This is a genomic window from Nocardioides sp. cx-169 (assembly GCF_021083605.1).
Taxonomy (GTDB): Bacteria; Actinomycetota; Actinomycetes; order Propionibacteriales; family Nocardioidaceae; genus Nocardioides.
In genome coordinates this window covers 406682-432581 of the sequence record NZ_JAJNRO010000004.1, presented here as the reverse complement: position 1 = coordinate 432581, position 25900 = coordinate 406682, and the positions used below count along the sequence as shown (strand labels likewise).

General features: G+C 72.6%; 25 protein-coding genes. 7 read left to right on the top strand and 18 right to left on the bottom strand.

What is annotated here, in order from left to right:
• Positions 1-69 precede the first annotated feature (69 nt).
• Complete coding sequence (locus tag LRP67_RS07820; RefSeq protein ID WP_231269610.1) at positions 70-570, top strand: transcriptional regulator; 501 nt, start codon at positions 70-72, stop codon at positions 568-570.
• Positions 567-1805, top strand: coding sequence for an MFS transporter (locus LRP67_RS07815; protein WP_231269609.1), 1239 nt, complete (start codon positions 567-569; stop codon positions 1803-1805). The genes LRP67_RS07820 and LRP67_RS07815 overlap by 4 nt, the downstream gene beginning before the upstream one ends.
• On the opposite strand, the gene LRP67_RS07810 is transcribed toward LRP67_RS07815, so the two are convergent.
• Both LRP67_RS07810 and hppD read right to left on the bottom strand, forming a co-directional pair.
• Positions 1777-2307 carry a DUF1697 domain-containing protein gene (locus tag LRP67_RS07810; protein ID WP_231269608.1) on the bottom strand — a complete coding sequence of 177 codons (531 nt, stop codon included), beginning with the start codon at positions 2305-2307 and terminating at the stop codon, positions 1777-1779. The two genes, LRP67_RS07815 and LRP67_RS07810, sit on opposite strands and share 29 nt — an antisense overlap.
• A gap of 45 nt (positions 2308-2352) precedes the next feature.
• On the bottom strand, positions 2353-3546 hold the full coding sequence (hppD, locus tag LRP67_RS07805) for a 4-hydroxyphenylpyruvate dioxygenase (protein ID WP_231269607.1): 1194 nt from the start codon (positions 3544-3546) through the stop codon (positions 2353-2355).
• Positions 3547-3628: 82 nt separating this feature from the next.
• Between hppD and LRP67_RS07800 the strand changes: the two genes are divergently transcribed.
• Positions 3629-4087 carry an Lrp/AsnC family transcriptional regulator gene (locus LRP67_RS07800; protein ID WP_231269606.1) on the top strand — a complete coding sequence of 153 codons (459 nt, stop codon included), beginning with the start codon at positions 3629-3631 and terminating at the stop codon, positions 4085-4087.
• 10 nt (positions 4088-4097) lie between these two features.
• Here the strand turns inward: LRP67_RS07800 and LRP67_RS07795 are convergent, their stop codons facing one another.
• The 8 genes from LRP67_RS07795 to LRP67_RS07760 form a co-directional block, all read right to left on the bottom strand.
• Positions 4098-6200 carry an iron ABC transporter permease gene (locus LRP67_RS07795; RefSeq protein WP_231269605.1) on the bottom strand — a complete coding sequence of 701 codons (2103 nt, stop codon included), beginning with the start codon at positions 6198-6200 and terminating at the stop codon, positions 4098-4100.
• Position 6201: 1 nt separating this feature from the next.
• On the bottom strand, positions 6202-7176 hold the full coding sequence (locus LRP67_RS07790; RefSeq protein ID WP_231269604.1) for an iron-siderophore ABC transporter substrate-binding protein: 975 nt from the start codon (positions 7174-7176) through the stop codon (positions 6202-6204).
• Positions 7173-8033 (bottom strand): ABC transporter ATP-binding protein, encoded by an 861-nt coding sequence (locus LRP67_RS07785; RefSeq protein ID WP_231269603.1) that lies wholly within the window; start codon positions 8031-8033, stop codon positions 7173-7175. Before LRP67_RS07785 ends, LRP67_RS07790 begins: the two co-directional genes overlap by 4 nt.
• A 63-nt stretch (positions 8034-8096) precedes the next feature.
• Positions 8097-8732: an IclR family transcriptional regulator gene (locus LRP67_RS07780; RefSeq protein ID WP_231269602.1), complete on the bottom strand. Its 636-nt coding sequence runs from the start codon at positions 8730-8732 to the stop codon at positions 8097-8099.
• A gap of 39 nt (positions 8733-8771) precedes the next feature.
• Positions 8772-10484 (bottom strand): DEAD/DEAH box helicase, encoded by a 1713-nt coding sequence (locus tag LRP67_RS07775; protein WP_231270009.1) that lies wholly within the window; start codon positions 10482-10484, stop codon positions 8772-8774.
• Positions 10485-10597: 113 nt separating this feature from the next.
• On the bottom strand, positions 10598-10846 hold the full coding sequence (locus tag LRP67_RS07770) for a DUF3039 domain-containing protein (RefSeq protein WP_231270008.1): 249 nt from the start codon (positions 10844-10846) through the stop codon (positions 10598-10600).
• 63 nt (positions 10847-10909) lie between these two features.
• On the bottom strand, positions 10910-11485 hold the full coding sequence (locus LRP67_RS07765) for a M23 family metallopeptidase (protein ID WP_231269601.1): 576 nt from the start codon (positions 11483-11485) through the stop codon (positions 10910-10912).
• 218 nt (positions 11486-11703) lie between these two features.
• A complete protein-coding gene (locus LRP67_RS07760) occupies positions 11704-12261 on the bottom strand; it encodes a YqgE/AlgH family protein (RefSeq protein WP_231269600.1) in 558 nt (185 codons plus the stop codon).
• A gap of 87 nt (positions 12262-12348) precedes the next feature.
• Here LRP67_RS07760 and LRP67_RS07755 point away from each other — a divergent pair, with 87 nt between their 5' ends.
• Positions 12349-13032 carry a TetR/AcrR family transcriptional regulator gene (locus tag LRP67_RS07755; protein ID WP_231269599.1) on the top strand — a complete coding sequence of 228 codons (684 nt, stop codon included), beginning with the start codon at positions 12349-12351 and terminating at the stop codon, positions 13030-13032.
• A gap of 5 nt (positions 13033-13037) precedes the next feature.
• On the opposite strand, the gene LRP67_RS07750 is transcribed toward LRP67_RS07755, so the two are convergent.
• The 3 genes from LRP67_RS07750 to LRP67_RS07740 all read right to left on the bottom strand — a co-directional run bounded on the left by LRP67_RS07750 (position 13038) and on the right by LRP67_RS07740 (position 15358).
• Positions 13038-14045, bottom strand: coding sequence for a DUF3048 domain-containing protein (locus LRP67_RS07750; protein ID WP_231269598.1), 1008 nt, complete (start codon positions 14043-14045; stop codon positions 13038-13040).
• An 87-nt stretch (positions 14046-14132) separates the two neighbouring features.
• Positions 14133-14900 carry an SDR family NAD(P)-dependent oxidoreductase gene (locus tag LRP67_RS07745; protein ID WP_231269597.1) on the bottom strand — a complete coding sequence of 256 codons (768 nt, stop codon included), beginning with the start codon at positions 14898-14900 and terminating at the stop codon, positions 14133-14135.
• A gap of 35 nt (positions 14901-14935) precedes the next feature.
• Positions 14936-15358 carry an HIT family protein gene (locus tag LRP67_RS07740; RefSeq protein WP_374107407.1) on the bottom strand — a complete coding sequence of 141 codons (423 nt, stop codon included), beginning with the start codon at positions 15356-15358 and terminating at the stop codon, positions 14936-14938.
• Positions 15359-15432: 74 nt separating this feature from the next.
• On the opposite strand from LRP67_RS07740, the gene LRP67_RS07735 reads away from it, so the two are divergent.
• Positions 15433-16671 carry an MFS transporter gene (locus LRP67_RS07735; RefSeq protein WP_231269595.1) on the top strand — a complete coding sequence of 413 codons (1239 nt, stop codon included), beginning with the start codon at positions 15433-15435 and terminating at the stop codon, positions 16669-16671.
• Here the strand turns inward: LRP67_RS07735 and LRP67_RS07730 are convergent.
• The 5 genes from LRP67_RS07730 to LRP67_RS07710 form a co-directional block, all read right to left on the bottom strand.
• Positions 16644-18428, bottom strand: a complete 1785-nt coding sequence (locus tag LRP67_RS07730) for an ABC transporter ATP-binding protein (protein WP_231269594.1) — start codon at positions 18426-18428, stop codon at positions 16644-16646. The two genes, LRP67_RS07735 and LRP67_RS07730, sit on opposite strands and share 28 nt — an antisense overlap.
• A gap of 34 nt (positions 18429-18462) precedes the next feature.
• Positions 18463-19863 carry a M15 family metallopeptidase gene (locus LRP67_RS07725; RefSeq protein ID WP_231269593.1) on the bottom strand — a complete coding sequence of 467 codons (1401 nt, stop codon included), beginning with the start codon at positions 19861-19863 and terminating at the stop codon, positions 18463-18465.
• A 158-nt stretch (positions 19864-20021) separates the two neighbouring features.
• The gene (locus tag LRP67_RS07720) at positions 20022-21707 is read right to left on the bottom strand and encodes a ribonuclease J (RefSeq protein ID WP_231269592.1); all 1686 of its coding nucleotides are present in this window, start codon (positions 21705-21707) and stop codon (positions 20022-20024) included.
• Between the two features lie 40 nt (positions 21708-21747).
• Positions 21748-23322 (bottom strand): peptide chain release factor 3, encoded by a 1575-nt coding sequence (locus LRP67_RS07715; protein ID WP_231269591.1) that lies wholly within the window; start codon positions 23320-23322, stop codon positions 21748-21750.
• A 48-nt stretch (positions 23323-23370) separates the two neighbouring features.
• Positions 23371-23931 (bottom strand): protein-L-isoaspartate O-methyltransferase, encoded by a 561-nt coding sequence (locus LRP67_RS07710; RefSeq protein ID WP_231269590.1) that lies wholly within the window; start codon positions 23929-23931, stop codon positions 23371-23373.
• Positions 23932-24039: 108 nt separating this feature from the next.
• Here LRP67_RS07710 and LRP67_RS07705 point away from each other — a divergent pair, with 108 nt between their 5' ends.
• Both LRP67_RS07705 and LRP67_RS07700 read left to right on the top strand, forming a co-directional pair.
• Complete coding sequence (locus tag LRP67_RS07705; RefSeq protein WP_231269589.1) at positions 24040-25029, top strand: hypothetical protein; 990 nt, start codon at positions 24040-24042, stop codon at positions 25027-25029.
• A gap of 73 nt (positions 25030-25102) precedes the next feature.
• A complete protein-coding gene (locus LRP67_RS07700) occupies positions 25103-25891 on the top strand; it encodes a DUF5995 family protein (RefSeq protein ID WP_231269588.1) in 789 nt (262 codons plus the stop codon).
• The last annotated feature ends 9 nt before the right edge of the window (positions 25892-25900 follow it).

Below are 25900 nucleotides of genomic sequence, written 5' to 3'. Positions count from 1 at the left end.
CCCCCCAACAATCACTTGACAGTCACGGCCGTCGTCGACCAGACTCCCCAACAACCATTGGGAGGTCACATGTCCGACGACGAGGTGCGGGCACTGCGGGCCGCGGCGCACCCGGTCCGGCTGCGGATCCTGTCGCTGCTCACCAGCACCGAGCTGAGCGCGGCGGAGGTGGCGCGAGAGCTGGGCCTCACGCACGCCAACGCGTCCTACCACCTGCGCGTGCTGCTCGACGCCGAGGAGATCGTCGAGGCCGGCGAGGAGCGGATCCGCGGCGGCGTCGCCAAGCGCTACCGGCACCCCTGGCGCCAGGAGGATCACGCCGGGCACGCCCGCGGGGTGGATGCCCGGACGATGGCCCACGAGATGGTCCGCCGGATGGAGCTGCGCGACGGCGCGCCGCAGGCCAACTTCACCGACGCCGAGCTGTGGGTCGCGCCCGAGGTCTGGGAGCGGGCGGTGCGCCTGCTGGTGGAGGCATCCGAGCTCGTGCACGCCGAGGCCAGGCCCCCGCGCACCGAGGGCACCCGCCCGGTCGGCCTGACCATCGCGGCGTTCGGGATGACGCCGTGAGCCGCCCGCCGGCGTTGGCGCCCCTGCGCGAGCAGAACTTCCGCTGGTACTTCCTCTCCCGACTGGTCAACATGGTCGGCGCGACGATGGCGAGCGTCGCGCTCGCCTTCGCCGTGCTCGAGGTGAGCGACTCCCCCAGCGCGCTCGGCACCGTGCTGGCGGCGATGAGCATCCCCCTGGTGATCTTCCTCCTGGTCGGCGGGGTCGTCGCCGACCGCTTCGGCCGCACCCTGGTGATCCAGACGTCCAACCTGGTCTCCGGCCTGTGCCAGCTGGGCATCGCCGCGCTGGTGCTCAGCGGCCATGCGCAGGTGTGGCAGCTCGTCTGCCTCGCCGCAGTGATCGGTACGTCGTCGGCCATGGGCTTCCCGGCACTCGCCAGCGTGCTGCCGCAGCTCGTCTCCCGCGATCAGCTGCAGCAGGCCAACGTGCTGATCTCGATGATGCGCGGGAGCCTGACGGTGATCGGCCCGTCGGTCGCCGGCATCCTCGTGGTCACCGTCGGGCCCGGCTGGGCCCTGGCGGTCGACGGGGTGTCCTACCTCGGCGCCGCCGCGCTGCTGCTGCGCGTGCACATCCCCGCGCCCGTTCGACGTGAGGACCAGCCCTCGATCATGGTCGAGCTCAGGGAGGGATGGACCGTCTTTCGCGCCACCACCTGGCTCTGGGTCGTGGTGCTCACCTTCTCCGCGCTCAACGCCATCCACGCCGGCACGATCTTCACCCTCGGCCCGGTCCTGGCCAAGCAGAGCGACATCGGCGAGCGCGGCTGGGGCCTGATCCTGTCGGCCGAGGCCGTCGGGCTGCTCGCCATGACCCTGGTGATGAGCCGCGTCCGGCTGGAGCGCCCACTGCTCTTCGGCATGCTCGGGATCGGCGCGCTGTCGCTGCCGATGCTGATGCTGGGGCTGTACCCGCAGGTCGCGGCCGTCATGGCGGTGATGGTCCTGGCCGGCGCCGGGACCGAGATCTTCAACCTCGGGTGGAACCTCGCGATGCAGGAGCACATCCCCGACGACGTGCTCTCGCGTGCCTACTCCTACGACGCCCTCGGCTCGTTCGTCGCGATCCCCGTGGGCCAGCTGCTCTTCGGCCCGTTGGGCGCCGCGTTCGGCGTGCAGCAGGTCATCCTCGTGGGCGGCATCGGCTACGCCGCGATCGTCGCCCTGGCGCTCACGTCGCGGTCGGTGCGCGGCCTGCAGCGGGTCAGCCCCACTTCTCCCGCAGCGCCCTGATCACCGTGACGTTGCGGTTGGTGGCCACGCCGAGCAGCCTCTCCACGGCCACGTTGCTCGTGCTCGCCCCGAGATAGCTCTCCCCCACGAGCAGGTGCACCGCCCGGCCCTCGACGTGCACCCGCTCCTGCTCGCTGCTGCGCTCCTCGAGCACGCGGGCCGTCGCGGCCGACGGCTCGTCCTTGAGCAGCGAGACGTAGTGCCGGCCGGCGTGGTCCGCGGCGAGCCGGTCGGCGTCGTCGGCGACACGACGCAGCTCGGCCCGGGTGAAGACGATCGTCGGCACCTCGAAGCCCTGCGACTCCCGGTAGGCCTGCTCCAGGGCCGCCTCGATCCGCGCTCGCGACCTCATCGCCGTATCGAAGCGGACGTTGCCGGTGTTGATGTAGGTCTCGACGTCGCCGAAGCCCGCGGCCTCGGTGGCCGCGACGATCGCGCCCTTCGGGAACTTCCGGTTCGCACCGAGGTTGATCGCCCGCAGGAACGCCACGTACGTCGCCATGGGGACATCATGCCTTCGCGCAGGTGCATGAGATTTCGAGACGGCTCACAGATTGCCGCGGGCGTCCTGCTCGCGCTCGATGGCCTCGAAGAGGGCCTTGAAGTTGCCCTTGCCGAAGCCGAGGGAGCCGTGGCGCTCGATGAACTCGTAGAAGACGGTCGGACGGTCGCCCATGGGCTTGGTGAAGATCTGCAGGAGGTAGCCGTCCTCGTCGCGGTCGACCAGGATCCGCCGCTTCTTCAGCTCCTCGATCGGCACCCGCACCTGGCCGATCCGCTCGCGCAGCTCGGGGTCGTCGTAGTAGGAGTCGGGGGTGTCGAGGAACTCGATGCCGTGGTCGCGCAGGATGTCGACCGAGCGCAGGATGTCGTTGGTGGCCAGCGCGATGTGCTGACAGCCGGCGCCGTCGTAGAACTCGAGGTACTCGTCGATCTGCGACTTCTTCTTGGCGACGGCGGGCTCGTTGAGCGGGAACTTCACGCGGTGGTTGCCGCTCGCGACGACCTTGCTCATCAGCGCGGAGTAGTCGGTGGCGATGTCGTCGCCGATGAACTCCGCCATGTTCGTGAAGCCCATGACCTTGTTGTAGAACTCCACCCACTCGTCCATGTGGCCGAGCTCGACGTTGCCGACGCAGTGGTCGACGGCCTGGAACAGCCGCTTCGGGTGACCTTCCCGGCGCGCGACGGTGGTGGTGCGCGCGACGTAGCCGGGCAGGTAGGGGCCGGAGTAGCGGGCGCGGTCCACCAGCGTGTGCCGGGTCTCGCCGTACGTCGCGATGGCGGCGAGCCGGACCGTGCCGTGCTCGTCGGTGACGTCGTGCGGCTCCTCGAGGATCCTCGCGCCGACCGCGCGGGCGTGCTCGATGCAGCGGTCCACGTCGGGCACCTCGAGCGCCAGGTCGACGACGCCGTCGCCGTGGCGACGGTGGTGCTCCAGCAGCGGGCTGTCGGGCGTGACGCCTCCGGTGAAGACGAAGCGCGCACTGCCCGAGCGCAGCACGTAGGACTTGGAGTCCCGGGTGCCGGTCTCGGGGCCTCGGTAGGCCTCCAGCTCCATGCCGAGAGCGAGCTGGTAGAAGGTCGCGGTCTGGGTCGCGTTGCCGACGACGAAGCCGACCGCGTCCATGGCGGTGACGGGGAAGACGTCGCGGCTGGCGTCGTACTCGACCAGGCCCACCAGCTCCTTGAGCTGCTCGAGGGTGAGGTCGGCCTTGAGCTCGTCCGGGGTGAGGGTCATGACCACAGCGTGTGGGGTCGCGCACAATCTGTGCAACAGTACGTCGCAGCATTGAGCAATCTGACCAGTTCTGGAGGTCCGCGTGGACGATCTCGACCGCAAGCTGATCGAGCTGTTCGCCGCCGAGCCGCGCGTCGGCGTGCTCGAGGCCTCGCGCCGGCTCGGCGTGGCGCGCGGCACCGTCCAGGCCCGGCTCGACAAGCTCGAGAGCTCCGGCGTCGTCACCGGATGGGGACCCGACCTGGCCCCGGAGGCCCTGGGCTACCCGGTCACGGCGTTCCTCACGCTGGAGATCAGCCAGTCCGCGGGCCACGAGGCGGTGGCCGAGCAGCTCGCGGCGGTGCCGGAGGTGCTCGAGGCCTACACGATCACCGGGGCCGGCGACCTGTGGTGCCGTGTGGTCGCGCGCACCAACGCCGACCTGCAGCGGGTCATCGACCGAGTGGTCGCGGCCTCCGGCGTCCGGCGCGCCTCGACCGTGATGGCGCTGGCGACCCAGGTGCCCTACCGGGTGCTGCCGCTCGTGGGCCAGGTCGACTGAGCGGCTCCGCTCACGCGCGCGAGCGGTAGAGCAGGTAGACGAAGTACGGCGCGCCGATCGCGGCGACCACCAGCCCGGCCGGCACCTGCGCGGGCGCGATCGCCGTACGCCCGATCGTGTCGGCGAGGCTGAGCAGCACGGCGCCGAGCAGGACCGCGACCGGGACGACCCTTCGGTGCCGCCCCGAGACGAGCGCGCGGGCGGCGTGCGGGGCGACCAGGCCGACGAAGGCCACCACCCCCACCGCCGACACGGCCGTGGAGGTCAGCACCGCCGCGGCGAGGAGGGCGACGAGGCGGGTGCGCTCGAGACGGACGCCGACCAGGCGCGGGGTGTCGTCGTCCAGGGACAGCAGGTCGAGGTGCCGATGGGCCAGCCAGACGGCGGGCAGGGCCACGACGAGCGCGACCAGCACCGGAAGCACCTGCGCCCACTGGCGGTCGTAGGTCGAGCCGGACATCCAGGTGAAGAACTTCGGCGTGTCCCAGGGGTTGGCCTCGATCAGGATCATCGCCGTCACGGCGGCCGTCAGGGCCGCGACGCCGACGCCGACCAGCACCAGCCGGTCGGAGTCGAGCCCGCGGCGCCAGCTCAGGCCGTAGACGAGGCCGAACGCCAGGAGCGCGCCCGCCCCGGCCGCGAGGGACACCTGTGACGTCGAGGCGAGACCGGCCGTCGCCGTCACGACGATCACCGCGCCGAGCCCGGCGCCGCCGGTGATGCCCAGGATGCCGGGCTCGGCCAGCGGGTTGCGGCACACCGCCTGGATCACGGCGCCGGCCAGGGCGAGGGCCGCGCCGCCGAGCAGCGCGGCGGCGACGCGGGGGGCCCGCTCGTCCATGGCGAACTCCACGACCGGGACCGCGTTGCCCGACGCCCAGTTGACCAGGTCGCCGACGAGCAGCCAGGTGTAGCCGGCCATCAGCCCGAGCAGCAGGGCACCGGCGGTGAGCGCCGCCAGCAGGACCAGCACCAGCACCGCGCGCAGCCGGCCGCGGCGGCGCCCGGCCCGTGCGGTGGACGGGCGGCGCGTGGGTCCCGCGTCCTGGGCCCGGCGGGCGAGCACGATCAGCACGACCGCGCCGAGGATGGTGGTCGTGACGCCGGTCGGCACCCGCAGGGCCGACTCGGCGGTGAGCGCGGCGCGCACGCCGGCGTCGGCGAGCAGCACGATCAGCGCGCCGGCGAGCGCCGACAGCGGGACCAGCACGACGTGGCGCTGCACCGACGGCACGACCCGGCCGAGCAGCCGGACCGCGGCCGGCGCGCACAGGCCCACGAAGCCGATCGGCCCGGCCAGCGAGACCGCGCATGCGCAGAGGACCACGGCGAGCACCGTCCCTGCCACGCGGGTACGGCGTACGCGCACGCCGAGCACCGAGGCGGTGTCGTCGCCCAGCGCCAGCAGGTCGAGGCGCCGCGACAGCAGCAGCGCGGCGGCCAGCGCGAACGCGACCACCGGCCCCATCTGCCGCACGCCCTGCAGGCCGAGCTGGGTCAGCGTGCCGTTGCCCCAGGCATAGAGGCCGGTCGTCTCCTGGTCGAAGAGCAGCAGCATCGCCCCGGCGGCCGCCTGGAGGCCGAGGGCCAGGGCCGAGCCGGCCAGGATCAGCCGGGTCGTGGAGGCGGCCCCTCCTCCGGCGAGGAGCAGCACCAGCCCGGCGGCGAGCAGACCGCCCACGAAGATCACCAGGCTGTCCCCGACCAGTGGCAGCGTCAGCCCGAGCGCGGCGGCCAACGTCGCGGCGAAGTAGGCGCCCGCGTTGACCGCGAGCGTGTCGGGCGAGGCCAGGGCGTTGCGTGCCAGCGACTGGAAGATCGCGCCGGCCGCGCCGAGCGCCACGCCGACGAGCAGCCCGGCGAGCAGCCGCGGCAGCCGCGAGGCGACCAGAACGTTCCAGGTGTCGTCGTCGCCGCGGCCCACGACCAGCCGCAGCAGGTCGCCCGCGCCGATGCCCGAGGTGCCCTGGGTGACGTGCCAGCCGGCGACCACCACGAGGCCGGCCGCCGCCAGCAGCAGGACCCCGGCTGCACCGAGCGCGCCCCGAGCCCCGACCGCCCCGAGGGGCTCGTCGGGGACCGTGGCGGGCGCGGTGCGGTCGAGCAGCGTCACGTCAGGCGACGCCCGCCACGAACGCGTCGACGACCTGCTGGGCCGAGCGGGGCCCGCCGAACGTCCAGATCCCCTCGGGGAACGGCGTGAACCGGTCGTTGGTGACGAACGGCGCGGCCTCCCACACCGGGTTGCCGGACAGCTTGTCGAGCCACGTGCCGGACTCGGTGCCGGTGTAGAAGAGGTGGACGTCGCCGACCTGGGCGATGCCCTCGACGTCGGTGGAGCCCAGGCCGTAGGCCGGGTCCACCTCGCCCGTCCAGGCGTTGGTCAGCCCGATCGTCTCCCCGAGCTCGCCGATCAGGGAACCCTGCCCGTAGGGCCGGATCGAGATCGTCGAGCCCTGCGCGTAGGCGTCGGCGTAGACGAAGTCGGTGGTCTCGGGCGTGGCGTCGGCGACCGCGGTCTTCGCGTCCTCGATGCTCTGGTCGAGCTCCGCGAGCACGTCCTCGGCCACGCCCTCCTTGCCGACGGCCTGCGCGATCAGGGTGAAGGTCTCCTTCAGCTGGGCGAGCGGGTCCTTGGCGTCGGCGCCGAGGACGGCCAGCACCGGGACGTCGTACTTCTCGAGCCTCTTGACCACGGCGTCGTCGGGCCCGTAGACCTCGAGCACCACGAGGTCGGGGTCCGACTGGTAGATCGCGTCGTAGTTGGGCTCGCCGCGCAGGCCGACGTCGGTGGTGTCGGCGGGGAGCGACTCGGCGGTGTTCCAGGTGGAGTAGCCCTTCACGTCCGCGACGCCCACGGGGTCCACTCCGAGGGCGAGCAGGTCCTCGGTCATCTGCCACTCGAGCGAGACCACCTTCTCGGCGGGCCCGGGGAGCTCGACGGTGCGGCCGGCACCGTCGGTGAGCGTGATCGGGCCGGAGTCCGGGCTGGGCTCGTCGCTCTCGTCGGCCGACGGCTGCGAGGTCCCGCAGGCGGCGAGCACGAGCAGCGAGGTGGCGGCGAGGGCGGTGGTGAGGGTCCTTCTCATCGAGCATTCCTGTCTTCGGAGAGTGCAGGCGCCGCAGGGGTGCGGCGCCGGTGGTGCCGGCCGCGAGGCTGGGTTCGTACGTGCCCGGTCTCGGGGTCGATGACGGTCGCGATGGGCAGCCCGTAGACCTCCGAGAGGAGGCCGCCGGTCAGCACGTCGGCCGGGTCGCCGGAGGCGCGCACACGCCCCCGGTGGAGCAGGACGACCGCGTCGGCGACCGCCGCCGCCTGGTCGAGGTCGTGGAGGACCAGGCCGAGGGCCACGCCGTGGTCGTCGGCGAGGTCACGCACCAGGTCGAGGATCTCGACCTGGTAGCGCAGATCCAGGTGGTTGGTGGGCTCGTCCAGCAGGAGCACGCCGGTCTCCTGCGCGAGGCAGGTCGCGAGCCACACCCGCTGCAGCTCCCCGCCGGAGAGCTCGTCGACCGCCCGGTCGGCCATCGGCGTGATGCCGGTGACGTCCGTCGCCCGGGCGATTGCCCGGCGGTCCTCGTCGGTCATCGCGCCGAAGCGCCGGCGGTGGGGGTGGCGCCCGAACGCCACGACCTCGCGCACGGTCAGGCCAGACGGGTGCGGCCGCGACTGCGACTGCGACAGCATGGTGACCCGCCGCGCGAAGTCCTTGGCGCTGAGCGCCAACGCCGAGGCGCCGTCGTCGAGGAGGACGGAGCCCTCCTGGACCCGGTGCAGGCGCGCCATCGCGCGCAGCAGCGTCGACTTGCCGCTGCCGTTGGGGCCGACGAGCGCGGTCACCCGCCCCGGCACGAGGGCCAGGGACGCGGCGTGCACCACGGCGGTGTCGCGGTAGCCGAGCGTGAGGCCGTCGCCGCGCAGTGCCGGGACCGAAGGGGTGGTCACAAGGTGAGGCTAGCCTTAGTTAGGCCCTCCTTACCACTGGGTCACCGGATGAGACGCCCGCCGTCAGCCGAGGCGCTCGGTGAGCTCCGCGACCGCGGCGACGACCCGGGGGCCCACCTCGCCCTCCTCCAGCGCACCGAGGGTCACGATGCCCACGCTCGCCTCGAGCCCCTTGATCCCCGGCACCGGGGCGGCCAGCCCCCGCGCGCCGGCCTGGAGCTCCCCCTCCGTCACGACGTACGGCGCGAGGTCACCGTCGCGACCGGCGAGGATCGCCCTGCCGGCCGCGCCCTGGTGGAGCGGGTGGCGCGAGCCGACCCGGTAGCTGACGTGGAAGTCCGTCCACGACGGCTCCACGACAGCGAGGGCCAGCCCCTCGTCGCCCTCGGCGACCGTGAGGTGCGCCGTGCAGCCGACGGCCTCGGCCAGCCCGCGCAGGACCGGGACGGCGACGTCGCGCACGAGCGGGTGCACGGCGGAGGCGAGGTGCAGCATGCCGAGCCCGACGTGCAGCCGCCCGCGGGCGCTGCGACGGACGAGCGCGTGCTGCTCGAGGGTGCTGACCAGCCGGTAGACGACCGTGCGGTTGACGTCGAGCTGCAGCGCCAGCTCGGTGATCGTGAGCCCGTCGGGTGCGGACGCCAGCACGGTGAGGACGCGCAGCCCCCGGTCGAGGGTCTGGGAGGTCTCGGCCGGCATGTCGCCGAGCCTACGACCCGGCCGCCACGGCCCGGGCTCCTAGGACGACTTGCGCGACGCCCACTCCCGCAGCCGGTCGATCCGCAGGTGCAGCTGCTCGGCGTTGGCGACCGCGGCCGCCGGCCCCCCGCACTCCTTGCGCAGCGCGGCGTGGGTGATCCCGTGGGCCTGCCCGGTGCGGTGGTACCACGCCGCGACCAGGCCGTTGAGCTCGCGGCGCAGGACCGCGAGCTGCTCGTGCGCCATCATTCCGGCTCCTGAGGAGGCGAGGGACGAGCCGTCTCGAAGGGCGGCCACCGTGTCCGACTCGACCGCGACCCGCTTCTGCTGGCGCGCGCGGTCGCTCTGCCGCTGCTGGAGGAGCTCGCGCATCTGACCGGGCTCGAGCAGGCCGGGGATCCCGAGGAAGTCCATCTCCTCCTCGGAGCCCACGTGCACCTCGCCGGCATGGCCGAACTCGCCGCCGTCGTAGAGCACCCGGTCGAAGCGCGCCTCGGAGCCGAGCGCCTCGAACGGCAGGCCCTCGTCCGCGCCCTCCGTCTGGGTCGCCTCCGCCTGCGCCATCAGCTCCTTCTCGGCCGCGAAGATGTCGCCCTCGTCGCTGACCCGGCGCCCGAGGACGTGGTCGCGCTCGACCTCCATCTCCGAGGCGAAGCCGAGCAGCGCCGGCACCGACGGGACGAAGATCGAGGCCGTCTCGCCGCGGGAGCGCGCGCGCACGAAGCGGCCGACGGCCTGCGCGAAGAACAGCGGCGTGGAGGTCGTCGTGGCGTAGACGCCGACCGCGAGCCGCGGCACGTCGACGCCCTCGGAGACCATCCGGACCGCGACCATCCAGCGCGACTCGTCGGCGGCGAACTTCGAGATCTTCTTCGAGGCGGCCTTCTCGTCGGACAGCACCAGCGCGGGGCTCTCCCCGGTGATCTTCTTGAGCAGCTTGGCGTAGGCCCGGGCCGACTCCTGGTCGGTGGCGATCACGAGCCCACCGGCGTCCGGCACGTGGCGACGCACCTCCGAGAGCCGGGTGTCGGCCGCCTCGAGCACCGACGGGACCCAGGAGCCGGACGGGTCCAGGGCGGTGCGCAGCGCCTGCGAGGTGAGGTCCTTGGTGAGCGGCTCCCCCAGGCGTACGGCGATCTCGTCACCGGCCCGGGTGCGCCACTGCATCTCCCCGGAGTAGGCGAGGAAGAGCACCGGCCGCACCACGTGGTCGGCCAGCGCCTGCGCGTAGCCGTAGGTGAAGTCCGCGACCGAGCGCGGCACCCCGTCGGGCCCGGGGGCGTAGGTGACGAACGGGATCGGGTTGATGTCCGAGCGGAACGGCGTGCCGGTGAGCGCGAGACGGCGCGACGCGGGCTCGAACGCCTCCCGCACTCCCTCGCCCCACGACAGGGCGTCGCCGGCGTGGTGGACCTCGTCGAGGATCACCAGCGTCTTGAACCGCTCGGTGCGGATGCGCATGGCGAGCGGGTTGACCGCCACGCCGGCGTACGTCACCGCGACGCCGAGGAAGTCGCTGGAGATCTTGCCCGAGCCCGCCGAGTAGGTCGGGTCGATCGGGATGCCGGCGCGGGCCGCCGCCTCCGCCCACTGCAGCTTGAGGTGCTCGGTGGGCGCGACCACGATGATCCGGTCGACGATGCGCCGCCCGATCAGCTCCGAGGCGACCGACAGCGCGAACGTCGTCTTGCCGGCCCCCGGCGTCGCGACAGCGAGGAAGTCCCGCGGCGCGCGCTCGAGGTAGTCGGCCATCGCCGCGGTCTGCCAGGCACGCAGGGATGGCGCGGTGCCCCAGGCCGCACGGTCCGGCCAGGCCGGGGTGAGTGCGGGGGTGAGGTGGACGGCGGCTTCGGGGTCGCCGCCCGTCACTCGCCGTCGTCCTTGAAGCTCTCCCAGGCGTCCTTGCACTCAGGGCACACGGGGAACTTCTCGGGGGCACGGCTGGGGACCCAGACCTTGCCGCAGAGCGCGACGACCGGGGTGCCCATCACCATGGCCTCGGTGAGCTTGTCCTTGTCGACGTAGTGCGAGAACCGCTCGTGGTCACCCTCGTCCGTCGGGACGGTACGGCGGTCCTGGTCGACGTCGATGTCCGTCGTGGTGGAGAAGCCGATGGAGGTCACGCCCCCAACTCTAGCGCCGGACCGATGCCCCGAGGCACCGGCTGCACATCGGCCTCACACGCGCCGCCCGTGCGCAGCGAGAGCCCGCTCGGGGTCCACCGGATCGCCGCCTCCGGGACGGACCTCGAGGTGGAGGTGGGGGCCGGTGGAGTTGCCGGTGCTCCCCACGGTCCCGATCACGTCGCCGGCGGCGACGCCCTGACCCACGGAGACCCGCTGGGTGTCCTGGTGGCAGTACCAGACCTCGGTGCCGTCGGCCAGGGTCACGACGGTCTTGTTGCCGTAGGCGCCGTCGTAGGCGGTCGAGGTGACCCTGCCCCTCTCGACGGCCCTGACGGGCGTGCCCAGCGGCGCCGCGAAGTCCAGGCCGGTGTGGGTGCTGGACCACATCGAGCCGGCGTTTCCGAAGCGGCCCGTGAGGCGGTAGCCGGTCACCGGCAGGTGCCAGCGCTTGATCTTGGGCTTGGGGGTGAAGGTGTGCCCCTCGCGCACGACGTACGGCGGCAGGGCCGCCGCGGGCGAGGCGGCCGGCGCGCTCGCGGCGGCGGCGGCGGGCTGGGCGAACGTGGTGCCGAGCAGACCGACCACCATGGTCGAGCCCAGGAGGAGATGGATGATGCTGAGTCGCAACGAACTGGCTTTCTCGTGGAACCTGCCGCCGACGTGGGTCGGCGGCCTTTCACTACGAGTGAGCCAGGCTCCCGGACTCGTCTCAAATCCCCCAGGGGGGTTCTCGTGACCCCGATCACGGGGTCACGGGGGCTACCCCGCTCAGCGGGGGTCGAAACAGCGACGAAGGTCACGCCCCCGCTCGGCGCGCCAAGCTTGCCGCGGGGCCGCGACACGGGCTAGTTGAGGTCGGGGTCGACAGGGCGCGTCGAGTGCCAGGCGAGGTCGCCGGGCTGGCGGCGCAGCACGTCGCGCCACAGGTCCGAGGGATCCTCGCGGAACACGTCGTCGGCCTGCGCCGGCACGACGTACCAGCTGCCGGTGGCGATCTCGCCGTCCAGCTGACCGGCCCCCCACCCGGCGTACCCGGCGAAGATCCGCAGCGCGTCCAGGCTGTCGCCGAGCAGCTCCACCGGCGTGTCCAGATCGATCAGGCCGAGCTGGCCGGTGACCTCGCGGAAGCCCACCGGAGGCTCCTGCGAGCCGTGGAGCAGCGCCACCGCCAGGGCGCCCTCGGCCATCACGGGGCCACCTTGGAACAGCACGTCGGGCTCGGTCACCACGTCGCGCCACGCGTCGAGGACCTCGGCCACCGGCAGGCCGGACGGGCGGTTGAGCACGACCCCCAGCACGCCGCTGTCATCGGCGTCGAGGACGAGGACCACGCTGTCGGCGAAGTTCGGGTCGTTCAGGGCAGGCGTCGCGACCAGGAGCACCCCCGCCTCGACGCCGGTCATGCTCCCATCATGCAGCACGTCACGCCCCCCTCACCTCGACGGGTGATCCCGACCACCCGAGACCGAGGTCACACGTAGGGTCGAGGGGTGAGCAGATCCGTCTCCAAGCTGGTGCCCAAGGTCCCCTCGGTCGGGGCCGGCCGCCGGGCGGCGTACTCCGCCTCCACCAAGCGGGCCCTGATCGACGTCGCCGAGACGCTCTTCACCGACCACGGCTACGCCGCGGCGTCGCTGGACCAGATCGTCGCCGGCGCCCGAGTCACGAAGGGCGCCCTCTACCACCACTTCAGCGGCAAGCAGGCGCTGTTCGAGGCGGTCTTCGAGCGGGTCGAGAGCGACGCCGCGAGCTCGGTGCGCAACGCGCTACGCGGGCACGAGGACCCCTGGGACAAGGCGCGCGCCGGTCTGCGCGCGCACCTCGAGGTCGTGCGCGAGCCCCGCTACCGGCGCATCGTGATCCAGGAGGGACCGGCCGTCCTCGGCTACGAGCGCTACCGCGAGCAGGAGGAGCGCTCCACCTTCGCCAACGTCCTCGACATCGTGCAGTCGGTCCTCGCGGCCGGCAAGTGGGAGCTCGACGAGGACATGCAGCAGACCTTCGCGCGGATCTTCTTCGGTGCCATGTCCTCGGCCGGCGAGGCCGTCGCCGGTGACGAGGACCCCGTCGCCGCCGCCGTGCGCGTCGAGACCGCGATCGGCTTCATCCTCTCGGGCTTCCAGATCCTCGTCGAGAACGACGTCCGGCTCCCCAACGCCCTCGCCGAGGACTGACGGCCCTACTCGAAGCTGACGTCGCCGCCGTTGCCCGCGGGGACCAGCTCGATGAAGGTGCGGCCGGTGGGGACCACCAGCTCGCCGGCCTTGGTCGCGAGCTCCAGCGGGGCCTCGAGGGACTTCTTGGACCAGGTCCCGCGGACCAGGCGGCCCTGGTGGAAGAGCAGCGCGGCGCCCTTGCCCTCGAACTTGGTCTCCGGCACCGGGTTGCCCGCCGGGTCGCGGTAGCCGGCGTCGCCGACCTTGACCCGGAGCACCAGCACCGTGTCGGCCGGGAACTCGTCGCCCTCGGCGGCATAGCTGTTCTCGTTGACGTAGCCCTTGTCGCGGAAGACCCAGTTGGTGGTGTGCCCACCGGAGAAGCTCGCCGCGATCCGGGTGGCCGGCTGGCCCTTCGGCAGATCGGCGGCCTTGCCCCACGGCAGGTAGTCATCGGGGCGGGCGGCGTCCTGCTTCACGAGGGTCGCGGTCTTCTTCATGTCCGTGAAGAGGTTGTACGGCGCGCTGCGGCCACCCTCGCGGTAGAAGCCCTTGGCCCCCTCGGCGAAGAAGTCGATCCCGGCGTCCTTGATGCGCTCGATGGTCACCGGGGCGGCGCCGCTGGTGACCATGGCCGCGTCGACCGGGGCCACGATGCCGATGTCGCTGGCCCGCATGGAGCGCACCGGGCCGACCTCACCGGGGATCGTGGAGTAGTAGAACGCCGCCAGGCGGGTGACCCCGCCCTCGACGAGCTCCTCGACCACCAAATCGGCCTTGCCGAGCCCGACCTGGGGCGCGCTGGAGGAGGTGTTGTCCATCTTCAGCACCATCACCGGGTGCTCCTGCTCGGCCTGCTGTCCCTTCGGCACCGGCAGGCCCGTCAGGGGCCAGGTGTCCGGGGCCTCGGGCAAGCTCGACCCCTGGGCCTCCGGCTCGTCCTTGCCGCCGCCCTTGTCGTCGCCCCCGCAGCCGGCGAGCAGCAGGGAACCGGTGACGACGATGCTGGCGAGCAGGCGGGCAGAGCGCATGGGTGACTCCAAACGTGTAGTGAACGACTCGACTTCAGTCTTGCGTGCGGCGGGCCCCGACCTGGGAGGCGCGCCCGGGTGTCGCGGTCAGCCGAGCTTGGCGCCGCCGTCGACGTACAGCGTCTGGCCGGTGATGTAGGACGCCTCGTCGCTGCACAGGAACGCGGCGGCGGCCGCGATGTCCTCGGGGTAGCCCACGCGGCGCACCGGGTTGGCCTCGGCGTTGAGGCGACGGAACTCCTCGACGTCCATCTTCAGGCGGGCCGCGGTGGCGTCGGTCATCTCGGTGGCGATGAAGCCGGGCGCGATCGCGTTGGCGTTGATGCCGAACGGGCCGAGCTCGATGCCGAGGGTCCGGGTGAAGCCCTGGATCCCCATCTTCGCCGCGGAGTAGTTGGCCTGGCCGCGGTTGCCCAGCGCGGAGACGCTGGAGAGGTTGAGGATCTTGCCGTACTTCTGCTCGACGAAGTGCTTCTGGGCCGCCTTGGTCATCAAGAACGCGCCCTTGAGGTGCACGCCCATGACCAGGTCCCAGTCGTCCTCGGTCATCTTGAACAGCAGGTTGTCGCGGGTGATCCCGGCGTTGTTGACGAGGATGTGGATGCCGTCGAGCTCCTCGACGACGCGCGCCACGGCGGCGTCGACCGAGGCCGCGTCGCTGACGTCGGCGCCGATGCCCACGGCCTTGGCGCCCTCGGTGAGCGGCAGGCGGCCGGCCGCGTCGGCGGCGGCGGTCTCGTCGAGGTCGACGATCGCGACCGACGCGCCCTCCTCGGCGAAGCGAGTGGCGGTCCCGAAGCCGATGCCGCGCGCGGCCCCCGTGATGACCGCGATGCGTCCGTCGAACCGACCCATGGTGACTCCTCGTGTCGCTGGTGGTGGAACGCCCGTCACTCTAGAGAAGCGCGCAACCGCGCCGCGTACTGGCCCGACTCGCCCTCGGCGTACCTGGTGCGGGGCCAGAAGAAGCCGCGCAGGCCGTCGCCCTTGGTGCGGGGTACGACGTGCAGGTGCAGGTGGGGCACCGACTGGCTCACGATGTTGTTCATCGCGACGAAGCTGCCCTGCGCGCCGAGCCCTTCCACCATGGCGGTCGCCAGGCGCTGGGAGGCGGCCAGGAACCCGCCGCCCAGCTCGGCCGGCAGGTCCGGGAGGGTGACGACGTGGCGGCGGGGCACCAGCAGGACGTGGCCCTTGAAGACCGGGCGCCGGTCGAGGAACGCCAGGAAGTCATCGGTGTCGAGCACGACGTCGGCCTCGGCCTCGCCGGCCACGATCGCGCAGAAGACGCACTCGGCCATGTCGCCCAGTATCCTTGAGGCGCTCAGGGTTTCGCGCGTCTTGGAGGTGGGTTCGGCGCGCCGTCTCGCATACCCAGAGGACTCCGTTGTCACCGCTCGCCTCCTACCGCCGCCTGCTCCACCTGGCCGGCCCCCTCTACGTGCTCGTCGCCTTCCTGGGCCGGCTGCCGCTGAGCATGAGCCAGATCGGCACCCTGCTCCTGGTCTCCGACGTCACCGGGAGCTACGGCTCCGGCGGCCTCGCGGCCGGCGCGCTCGCCGTGGCGAACGCCGTGGGCTCGCCCTTGGCAGGAGAGCTCGCCGACCGGGTGGGACAGCGCTCCGTGGTGCTCGTGCAGTCGCTGCTGGGCTCGGCCGGTCTGGTGCTGCTCGTGACTCTCACCCGTGCGGACGCCTCGGCCGGCGTGCTCACCGTCACGGCGGCGGCGGCCGGCCTGCTGCTGCCGCAGGTGGGACCCATGGCGCGGGTCCGTTGGCGGCCGCTCACCCGGCACGAGACCGGGCGCCAGCAGCGGCTCATGGACGCCGCGTTCTCCTACGAGGGCGCCGCCGACGAGGCGTCGTTCATGTTCGGCCCGGCCCTCATCGGCCTCCTGGTCGCCGCCGCGTCGCCCTCAGCGGCGATGCTCGTGGCGGCGGGGCTGCTGGTCGTCTTCGGCTGCGCCTTCGCCGTCCACCCGACGGCGCGCCTGACCGGCCGGGCTGCCGGACCGCTGGTCGGCCACGGCCCGCTGCTCAGCCTGGTCTTCGTCGGCCTGCTGGGCGCGCAGCTGTGCATCGGCCTGCTGTTCGGCTCCATCCAGACCGGCACCACCGCCCTCACCACCGACGCCGGCCAGCCAGGGCTGGCCGGCATCGTGCACGCGTGCCTGGGCGTCGGCAGCGTCCTGGCGGGACTGGCGACCGTCGCCCTGCCGCCCTGGGTCGGGCACGAGCGCCGGGTGCTGATGTCCGCGGCTCTGCTGCTCCCGCTCGCGCTCCCGCTGCTCTGGGTCGACTCCGTCACGGCACTCGTCGTCGTCGTCCTGCTGCTCGGCTTCGGCGTGGCGCCGTACATGATCGGGGTCTTCAGCATCGGTGAGCGCGCGGTGCCGCCGGCGCGCGTCGGCCTGGCGATGACCCTGCTCGCCGGGGCGACCGGGATCGGGTACGCCGTCGGGTCGACCCTGGCGGGGCGCCTGGCCGACGCCGAGGGACACACCGCGGCGTTCGCGGTGACGGTCGGCGCCACCGTCGTCGCGCTGCTGATCGCCGTGGCCGGTCAGCGTTCGGCGCACCGGATGCTGACCGCGCGCGCTCAGGCGAGCGCGGCCTCGCCCGTCTGAACCCGCCACAGGGCGGCGTACGCGCCGTCGAGGGCCACCAGCTCGTCGTGGGTGCCGCTCTCCGCGATGCGGCCGGCGTCCATCACCCAGATGCGGTCGGCATGGCGCACCGTGGAGAGGCGGTGCGCCACCACGAGCGCCGTCCGCTGCGCGCCGACCTCGGCCAGCGAGCGCTGGATGGCCGCCTCGGTCTCGTTGTCCACGGCGCTCGTGGCCTCGTCGAGCACGAGCACGGCCGGGTCGCGCAGCAGGGCGCGCGCGAGCGCGAGGCGCTGTCGCTGGCCGCCCGAGAGGGTCACGCCGCGCTCACCGACGGGGGTGTCCAGGCCCGCGGGCAGCGCGTCGACGACGTCGAGGGCGGCCGCCTGCGCCGCCGCCCGGCGGATCTCCTCGCGTGAGGCGTGCGGGGCGCCGTAGGCGATGTTGTCGGCGATCGTCCCCGCGAACAGGAAGACGTCCTGGGCGACATAGCCCATCGAGCCGCGCAACGAGTCCCAGTCGAGCTCGCGCATGTCCTGCCCGTCGAGGAGCACCGCCCCGGCGCGCGGGTCGTCGAAGCGCAGCACCAGGCGCAGCAGCGTCGACTTGCCCGAGCCGGTCGGCCCCACGACCGCGTGGGTCTCCCCCGCCGGGACCACCAGGTCGATGCCGTGCAGGACGTCGGGGCCGTCGGCGTAGCCGGCCCGCACGCCGCGCAGCTCGACGCGTCCCGACACCGGCCGGGCCAGGACGGTGCTGCCCGCGGGGACCGTGACGGGGACGGCGAGGAGGGTCAGGATCCGGCCGGCCGAGGCCCGCCCGCGCTGGTAGAGGTCGAGGACGGTGGCGACCTCGGTCAGGGGCCACAGCAACCGCTGGGTCATGAAGACCAGGACCGAGTAGAGGCCGACCTCCAGGTCGCCGCGCAGGGTGGCCCAGCCACCGAGCAGCAGGGTGCAGGTGAAGCCGGCGAGGATCGCCACCCGTACGAGCGGCACGAAGGCGGCCGAGGAGCGGATGGCGCGGGCGTTGGCATCACGGTAGGCGGCCGAGACGGCGGTGATCCGGTCGCGCTCGCGATCCTCGGCGGTGAAGGCCTTGATCGTGGCGATGCCGCCGAGGTTGGCTGACAGCGCGGCCGACAGGTCCGACACGGTCTCGCGCACGCGGTCGTAGAGCGGCTCCAGGCGGCGCTGGAAGACCAGCGAGCCGACGACGATGGCGGGGATGGGCAGGAACGCCAGCACCAGCAGGGTCCATGACGACGCGGCGAACACCGCGCCCACCAGGAGCACGTTCAGCACCGTCTGCAGGATGGCGGGGGCACCGACGTCGAGGAACCGCTCGAGCTGGTTGACGTCGTCGTTGAGCGTGGCCAGCGTCGAGCCGGCCGGCCGGGCCTCGTGCCAGCCGAGGTCGAGGTGCTGCGCATGGTCGTAGGCCTCGACCCTCAGGTCGTGCTCGACGCCCTGCGCGAGCCCGCGCCACAGCACGTCGGCGACGTACTCGGTGACGGACTCGACGAGCCAGATGACGGCGTTGATCGCGGCCAGCCAGGCGAGCTGGGCGTAGCGCGACTCCACCCCCAGGACCTGGCCCGCGAGCGAGTCGGAGCCGCGGACCACGACGTCGACGGCCGCGCCGATGAGCAGCTCGGGGACGACGTCGGCGACCTTGTTGACCGCCGACATGGCGACCGCCCAGGCGAAACGGGCGCGATAGCGGCGGTAGCGGCGCCACAGCTCACGCAGCGGGGCGGCAGGCAGGGCGGTCTCCACCCGGTAAGGCTGCCTTACCGGCGGGACCGGTCGGTCAGTGGCAGACCACGTCGAGACAGACCTGCGGCAGCAAGACCCGGCCGTGACGGGCGGCGTCGAAGTGCTGGCTGTCGCCGGTGCCGTAGGTCCAGCGCAGCCCGTGCGAGCGCATGAGCCGCACCACGGGGTGACTCCCGGAGCGCCAGGCCACCAGCGGGTGAGAGCGCGCCTGCCACCAGGTGTTGGGCACCAGGCCGGTGGCCGAGCGGTAGGGGTTCTCCCAGGTGTTGACATCGAGGGAGCGGCCGTAGGAGTGCGGCGAGCGCACGCCGGGCCGGTTGACGACGTGGCGGCAGTTGAACGCCGAGGTGTTGCCGGCCGCCATTGACTTGTAGTCGTTGCCGCCGTGCAGGCGCTGGGAGTAGCCGAAGCGGTCGATGCGGTACATCGCTCGGATCGGGAACCCGCGCAGGTACATCTGCGCAAGGGCGCCGCCGATCTTTCCGGCGGCGTCCGCGGCGGTCACGACCTCGCCGCGACGGCGGTAGCCCTCGTAGTCCCAGTAGTTCACGCGCACCAGTCGCAGGCCATCGCGGCCCACGGGACAGCCGCGGTGCCAGCTCACGCCGACCATCTGGCGCCACACCGCGTCCGGGATGCGGCCGACCGTCACGTTCGCGCCCTCGCCGACGGCGCGGGGCTGCGGCGGCAGGGTGATCCGCGGACGAGGTGCGCCCTTCGGCAGCGCGACCGGGGACCGCGGCGGCACGTTGTCGATCGCCAGCACCGGGCTCCGGTCGCCGTAGACCCACTCGACCCCCTGGGCCCGCACCCGGTAGCGAGTGTCGACGCGCGGGCCGACCCGGGCCTGCGTGCGCCCGTCGGCGCTGGTGCGCAGCGTCGCCACGCGCCGCCAGCCGGCGCCGGCCACGCGCTGCTGCAGGTAGACGGTCCCGGCGACGGGCGCCCCGGAGCGCGTGCGCCACCGCACCGTGAGCGCCACCGACCTCTCGTCGACCACGCGACCCGGGCCCGAGAGGGTCACGACGCTCTCGCGGCGCCGCAGGGGGGCCAGCACGTCCGCGGACACCGCCGCGGCGTACGTCGCGGCGCCGGCGTAGGTCGCCCGCCACACGTTGTCGTCGCCCACCCGGCGCAGCTCCTGGCTCAGCGCGGCGCTGCCGTCGTCGCCGGTGGTGACCGTGCCGGCGGCCTGCCAGGCGCCGGAGACCCGGCGCTCGACGACCACCTGCACACCGGGCAGGGGGGTCCCGCCACTGTGGGTCAGCACGACCGCGACCGAGGTCGTGTCCTCGGCGTACCCCCCTGGCGCGGAGAGCGTGAGCTCCGTGGGGGCCGACGCCGCGGCGTACGCAGGCGCCACCGTCACCACCAACAGGAGCGACACCACCACCGCGACCACCCACCGCCCGAAAGACATGGGCCCGAAAGACATGGGGAGGAGTCTGCCCAACCTCCCGGCGGTTGCGGCGCGCACCTCGCTCGGGCGTGTCGAAAACAGGCACGGGCGAGGCGTGCCCCGACCCCCGCCTGACCCCAGCGATCTGCCTGAACGGCGTCTTCCCCCCGCGCGAGTGACCCGTCGGCGGCGCGTCAGGCGTCGATGACGATGGGGATGATCAACGGGCTGCGGCGGAAGGTCTTGTGGGACCATCGGCCGATGTCGCGGGCCAGCATCTGCTCGAGCTGACGGGCGTCGCCGATGCCCTCGCGGGCCGCGTGCGCGAGCGTCTTCTCGATGACCTGGACGGCCGGCTCGAAGGCCTTCGGCTCGTGCACGAAGCCGCGCACCAGGAAGTCGGGCGGGTCGGCGAGCTGACCGCTGTCGGCGTCGACGATCGCGAGCACCGTGACCACGCCCTCCTCGGCGAGGGTACGGCGGTCCTTGAGCGTCGCCTCGGTGACGCCGCCGACGGTCTGGGCGTCGACGTAGATGTTGCCCGCCTGGACCTTGCCGGTGATCGTCGCCTTGCCCTGGTGCAGGTCCACCACGACGCCGTCCTCCGCGAGGACGACGTTCTTGGGGTCGAGGCCGGTGCTGATCGCGAGGTCGGCGTTGGCCCGCAGGTGGCGGTACTCGCCGTGCACCGGCATCACGTTCTTCGGCTGCACGATGTTGTAGCAGTAGACGAGCTCGCCGGCGCTGGCGTGACCGGAGACGTGCACCTTCGCGTTGCCCTTGTGGACGACGTTGGCGCCCCAACGGGTGAGACCGTTGATGACGTTGGAGATCGCGTTCTCGTTGCCGGGGATGACCGAGCTGGCCATGAGGATGGTGTCGCCCTCGCCGATGCGGATCTTGTGGTCCCGGCTCGCCATGCGCGACAGCGCGGCGAGCGGCTCGCCCTGCGAGCCGGTGCAGATCAGCGTCGCCTTGTGGGCTGGCATCTTCTCCAGCTGGGCGAGCGGCACGATCAGGTCCTTGGGCACCTTGAGGTAGCCGAGGTCCTGCGCGACGCCCATGTTGCGCACCATCGAGCGGCCCACGAAGGAGACCTTGCGGCCGTGCTCGTGGGAGGTGTCGAGCACCTGCTGGATGCGGTGCACGTGGCTGGCGAAGCTGGAGACGATCACCCGGCGCGGCGCCGTACGGAAGACCTGCTCGATCGCGGGGGTCAGCTCGCGCTCGGAGGTGGTGAAGCCCGGCACCTCGGCGTTGGTGGAGTCGGTGAGGAAGAGGTCCACGCCCTCCTCGCCGAGGCGGGCGAAGCCGCGCAGGTCGGTGATGCGCTTGTCGAGCGGGAACTGGTCCATCTTGAAGTCGCCCGTGTGCAGCACGGTGCCGCCCGGGGTGCGGATGGCGACCGCCAGCCCGTCGGGGATGGAGTGGTTGACCGCGAGGAACTCCAGGTCGAACGGCCCGAACGACTTGCGGTCGCCCTCGACGACCTCGTCGCGGACCGGGCGGATCTGGTGCTCCTTGAGCTTCTCGGTGATCAGCGCCAGCGTCAGCTTGGAGGCGATGACCGGGATGTCGCGGCGCTCGCGCAGCAGGTACGGCACCCCGCCGATGTGGTCCTCGTGGCCGTGCGTCAGCACGATCCCGACGATCGACTCGAGGCGGTCGCGGATCCAGCTGAAGTCGGGCAGGATCACGTCGACGCCGGGCTGGTGCTCCTCGGGGAAGAGCACGCCGCAGTCGACGATGAGCAACTTGCCGTCGAACTCGAAGACGGTCATGTTGCGGCCGATCTCGCCGAGGCCGCCGAGTGCGACCACGCGCAGCGCGCCCTGGGCCAGCTTCGGCGGCTTCTGCAGCTCGGGATGGGGATGGCTCACGTAGAGCTCCGTTCTGGTGTCGTGGAGCAGGGCTCCATGGTCAGCCGCCACTCGCGGGCAGCTGTTCGAGCAAGATGTCGGGGTTGTCGCGCTTGGCGGTGTGCGCGCGCCACTTGTCCGGGAACAGGGCGAGGTAGGCGCCGTCGGAGCGGCGCATCACCTCGACGCCGCGTACGGCGCTCAGTGCCTCGACGCCGTCGGCGTCGGTGAGCATGGCGAGCTGGTAGTCGAGGCGCTCGAGCCGGATGGCGGCGCCGTACTCGGACTCCATGCGCGCGCTCACGACCTCGAACTGCATCGGGCCGACCGCCGCCAGCACCGGCGCCTGGTCGCCGCGGAGGTCGGAGCGCAGAACCTGCACGACGCCCTCCTGGTCCATCTGCTCGATGCCCCGGCGGAACTGCTTGTAGCGCCCGGTGTCCGCGGCGCGCGCCGACATGAAGTGCTCGGGCGCGAAGCTGGCGATCGGGGGGTAGCGGACGGCGCGGCCCTCGTAGATCGTGTCGCCCACCCGCAGTGCGGCGGCGTTGACCAGGCCGACGATGTCACCGGGCAGCGCGGTCTCGACGACCGACCGCTCGCGGCCGAACACGGCCTGGGCGTACTTGGTGGCGAACGGCTTGCCGGTCTCGCCGTGGTTGACGACCATGCCGCGCTGGAACACCCCGGAGCAGACCCGGGCGTAGGCGAGCCGGTCGCGGTGGTTGGTGTCCATGCCGGACTGCACCTTGAAGACGAACGCGCTGAAGTCGTCGTCGACCTCGCGCCGGGTGCCGTCGACGGTCTCCGTCGCCGAGGGCGGCGGGGCCAGCTCGAGCAGGACCTCGAGGAGCTGGGCGACGCCGAAGTTCTGCAGCGCCGAGGCGAACAGCACCGGCGTGGTCCGGCCGGCGAGGAAGCGCTCCTGGTCGTGGTCGGCGCCGTCCATCTCGAGCAGCTCGTGGCCCTCGAGCGCGGCGTCCCACGCTGCGCCGGCCACGGCACCGGCCTCGTCGGCGGCCACGTGCAGCTCGGGGGCGCGCGTCGCACCGCCCGCCGTACGGGTGAACTGGATGAAGTGGCCGCGACGGCGGTCCAGGACACCCTGGAACTCCCCGGACTGCCCCACCGGCCAGGTGAGCGGGGTCGGCTTGAGCCCGATCTCCTTCTCGATCTCGTCCATGAGCTCGAGCGGGTCGAGGCCGGGTCGGTCCCACTTGTTGATGACGGTGATGACCGGGATGCCGCGGTGCGCGCACACCTGGAACAGCTTGAGCGTCTGCGGCTCCAGGCCCTTGGCGGCGTCGACCAGCATCACCGCGGAGTCGACGGCCGAGAGCACCCGGTAGGTGTCCTCGGAGAAGTCGGAGTGGCCCGGGGTGTCGACCAGGTTGACCACGTGGTCGCGGTAGTCGAACTGCAGCGCGGCCGAGGTGATCGAGATGCCGCGCGAGCGCTCCATCTCCATCCAGTCCGACACCGTGCCCCTGCGACCGGACTTGCCGTGCACCGCGCCGGCCTCGTTGATCACGCGGGCGTGGAGCGCGAGGGCCTCGGTGAGGGTCGACTTTCCGGCGTCGGGGTGGCTGATCACCGCGAACGTACGGCGCGGGCGGGTGTCGGTGGAGCTGGTCATCGGGGTCAACTCTCCCAGGTGCGGGCCGAAACCCCCAACGGGCGTCGCTCACACCAGCGGCACGAACCGGTAGCCGCCGTGCCGGGTGACCCGCGGGCGCCCCTCTGCCTGCTCCACGAGCAGCATGGTGCCGCTCACCGGCAGCACCATCCGGCCGCCGGGGGCGAGCTGCGCGACCAGCTCGTCTGGCAGCTGCCGCGCCTCGGCCGACACCAGGATCCGGTCGTACGGCGCCCGGTCCGGCACCCCGAGCACGCCCGGCTCCGCGGGGCGGATGCTCGTCCAGGGGAGCTCCTGGCGGGCCAGGTTGGCCCGTCCGAACGCGACCAGCTCGGGCACGACCTCCACCCCGACCACCTCGCCGGCGGCTCCGGTCAGGTGGCCCAGCAGCGCCGTGGTCCACCCCGATCCCGACCCGACGTCGAGGACCCGGTCGCCGGGGCGCACAGCGAGCAGCCGCAGCATGGCCTCGACGGTCCGCGGCTGCGAGCTGGTCTGGCCGTGGCCGATCTCGAGCGGACCGTCGTACGACGCGCGGCGGCGCAGCCACCTCGGCAGGAAGCCCTCGCGCGGGGCGGCCTCGAACGCGGCGTCGACCGGGTCGGGCACGCGTTCGATTCAAGCACGCGTCCCCGCGGCGAGGGGCGAGCGACGAGGAGTCCTCGCCGCCTGGAGCGTCGAGGATTGACGGGACGGCCGCGGGGGTAGTAGCGGGGTATGACCCGGCACTCCCTCGCGGCCACGGCCGTCGTCGCCCTCACGGCGCTCGCTTCCCTGCTCACAGGGCTCCCCGCGCAGGCCGCGGCCCCGGTGGCCAACTCCTCCGACGAGCGCGTGGCGCCGGTGCTGCGCGCGGTCAGCCTGGTCGGCAGGGACCTGCACCTCTCCGGCGGCAAGGTGATGCGCCTGCCCCGCACCGCGGGCGAGGCTCCGGTCCTTCTGGGCACGGTCCGCACCGGCTGGGTCGTGGCGTCGGACGGCACGTTCCGCCTGGTGCGACCCGATGGCAAGGTGCGGCGGATCGCCGGGCGAAACCGGGTCGATCTGTACGTGACGGAGGCCCTCTCCGACGACGGCAACCGGATCCTGACGGCGTCGACCGACCAGGCCGACGCGCTCTACGTCCGCGTGGTCGACCTGCGGGGACGCGTGGTGCTCAACACCTGGTACGAGAGCCTCTTCGGCGAGATCTCCGACGTGGCCGACGGCAAGGTGTACGTCGAAGGTTTCCGCGGCACCCGGGTGATCGACGAGACCGGCGCGGTGACCCGGGTCGTGCAGCGACCGACCGCCCTGGTCGCCGCCGAGCACGACGTCGTCTTCGTGGGCACCCGCAAGCGCCCGGGCCTGGTCGGCCCGACCAGCCTCTCCGGGCCCGGCACGCCGGCCTGGCGGGCGCGCTTCGACCCGGTCGCGGTCTCCCCCGACGGGCACTACGTGGTGGGCCGCGAGGGCACCGTCCGCTCGATGAGGGACGGACGCGTCGTACGTCGGGTGCCGGTGCCGAAGCCGCGCGCGGACGAGGCGTTCCGCTTCCTCGGCTGGGGCGCGAGCGGCCGGGTCCTCATCGAGCGCTCCGCCGGTCTGCGGCTCCTGCTGACCTCGTGCGCGGTGCCGCGCGGCGCCTGCCGACAGGTCGGCGCGACCACCACGGGCTCCGTCTCCGTCCCCACGAGCCATGCGGGCCCCTACCGGCAGCCGACCTAGGAACAGGCTCACCAGGACGCTGTCTTTTCGCCATACCGGCGCGCAGGGTCACGGAACCTGCGAGAGTCGCGCGATGCAGGCACAGACCATCGACGAAGTGATCCTCCGGCTCGAGGAGATCATCAAGGACGCCGAGGCGCGCGAGGATCGGATCGGCTACTTCGCCGCGCTGTACAACCGGGTCACGATCGCCGTACGCGAGGGCGTGCGCGCAGGGGAGTTCGACGACGGGCCCCGGATGGAGCGTCTGGACGTGACGTTCGCCAACCGCTTCCTCGACGCCTACGACGCATGGCGCGCCGGCCAGCTGCCGAGCCGCGCCTGGCTCAAGGCCTTCGAGGTGGCGTCGAGCTCACGGCCTGTGGTGCTGCAGCACCTCCTGGTCGGCATGAACGCCCACATCGCCCTCGACCTCGGGGTCGCGGCCGCGCAGACCTGTCCCGGGGCCGCACTGCCGGCGCTGAAGGACGACTTCGGCCGCATCAACGACGTCCTGGCCAGCCTCACCCCGGTCGTGGAGGCCGAGCTCGGCGAGGACAGCCCGGAGTTCGCGCTGCTGACGCACATCATGCCGGCGCGCGAGCAGCGGATCTTCGGCTTCGGCATGGACCGGGCCCGCGAGCTGGCGTGGGGCTTCGCCTGCACCCTCGCGCCACTCCCCCTGCACGAGCAGCCGGCCCTCATGGCGCACCGCGACCACGAGGTGTCGCTGGTCGCGGACGTCATCGTCGGAAACGGGGTCCTCGCGCACGTGCTGCGCCACGGCGAGCGCACGGACGTGGCCGCTAACATCAGGGCCCTGGCGGCCGGCGAGTTCACGCAGACCGTGACCGCGGCCCACCTCGCGGGCGCCGCCTCATAGCTGGACCCG

Excerpts from the sequence above, each read along its gene's own strand:
- LRP67_RS07820 (WP_231269610.1), top strand. The coding sequence starts at position 70 with ATGTCCGACGACGAGGTGCGGGCACTGCGGGCCGCGGCGCACCCGGTC.
- LRP67_RS07810 (WP_231269608.1), bottom strand. The coding sequence starts at position 2,307 with ATGGCGACGTACGTGGCGTTCCTGCGGGCGATCAACCTCGGTGCGAAC.
- hppD (WP_231269607.1), bottom strand. The coding sequence starts at position 3,546 with ATGACCCTCACCCCGGACGAGCTCAAGGCCGACCTCACCCTCGAGCAG.
- LRP67_RS07790 (WP_231269604.1), bottom strand. The coding sequence starts at position 7,176 with ATGAGAAGGACCCTCACCACCGCCCTCGCCGCCACCTCGCTGCTCGTG.
- LRP67_RS07780 (WP_231269602.1), bottom strand. The coding sequence starts at position 8,732 with ATGCCGGCCGAGACCTCCCAGACCCTCGACCGGGGGCTGCGCGTCCTC.
- LRP67_RS07775 (WP_231270009.1), bottom strand. The coding sequence starts at position 10,484 with ATGGCCGACTACCTCGAGCGCGCGCCGCGGGACTTCCTCGCTGTCGCG.
- LRP67_RS07760 (WP_231269600.1), bottom strand. The coding sequence starts at position 12,261 with ATGACCGGCGTCGAGGCGGGGGTGCTCCTGGTCGCGACGCCTGCCCTG.
- LRP67_RS07750 (WP_231269598.1), bottom strand. The coding sequence starts at position 14,045 with ATGCGCTCTGCCCGCCTGCTCGCCAGCATCGTCGTCACCGGTTCCCTG.
- LRP67_RS07745 (WP_231269597.1), bottom strand. The coding sequence starts at position 14,900 with ATGGGTCGGTTCGACGGACGCATCGCGGTCATCACGGGGGCCGCGCGC.
- LRP67_RS07725 (WP_231269593.1), bottom strand. The coding sequence starts at position 19,863 with ATGTCTTTCGGGCCCATGTCTTTCGGGCGGTGGGTGGTCGCGGTGGTG.
- LRP67_RS07715 (WP_231269591.1), bottom strand. The coding sequence starts at position 23,322 with ATGACCAGCTCCACCGACACCCGCCCGCGCCGTACGTTCGCGGTGATC.
- LRP67_RS07705 (WP_231269589.1), top strand. The coding sequence starts at position 24,040 with ATGACCCGGCACTCCCTCGCGGCCACGGCCGTCGTCGCCCTCACGGCG.
- LRP67_RS07700 (WP_231269588.1), top strand. The coding sequence starts at position 25,103 with ATGCAGGCACAGACCATCGACGAAGTGATCCTCCGGCTCGAGGAGATC.